This is a genomic window from Staphylococcus sp. EG-SA-2 (assembly GCF_017152085.1).
This window is the reverse complement of the sequence record NZ_JACYHC010000090.1, coordinates 1-556: the sequence shown is the minus strand read 5'-3', so window position 1 is coordinate 556 and position 556 is coordinate 1. Positions and strand designations below refer to the sequence as shown.

Here is a 556-nt window from a genome sequence, read left to right as displayed (position 1 = left end):
GATGCATTTGCTAAGTCTTCATTATATTTACCGAATTCTACTAACTTCACATTTGTTTTCAAGCCAACTTTTTCCCAGAAATCTTTTATCGCAGCAGTTCTTGGTTCAAAAGTAGGATTTGAACCTGAATAATGTTTAAAGTTAATCTCAAATTTATTACCTTTAGGATCTTCTCTAAATCCGTCACCATCTCTATCTTTATAACCTAACTTATCTAAGATTTTTTTAGCTTTTTCAGGATCATATTTGTAATCATTTAGGTCCTTAGGATTGGCTGCTATCCAATGCATAGATGGTACAAAACTATTGATTTCACTAGCGTAACCATTGAAAAACGCTTTAATCCATTTTTCTCTATCAATTGCATAAAGCATTGCTTTACGTAATTCTTTGTCTTCATATTTTGGTCTCACTTTACCAGTTTTATTAGCTTTTTTATCGTAATCATGAGATACGAATCCTATTAAACCGTAGTCTAAGCTTGGCGCAGATAATACCTTGAGACCAGCATTAGATGACTTAGCATCTTTTGCCATTGCACCGGTAGCATCATTCG

At 33.5% G+C, this 556-nt stretch carries 1 protein-coding gene; it reads right to left on the bottom strand.

The features are described 5' to 3' along the window. Positions 1 to 556: ABC transporter substrate-binding protein (locus tag IDG60_RS00755; protein WP_241013317.1), on the bottom strand; the 556-nt coding region annotated here is incomplete at both ends.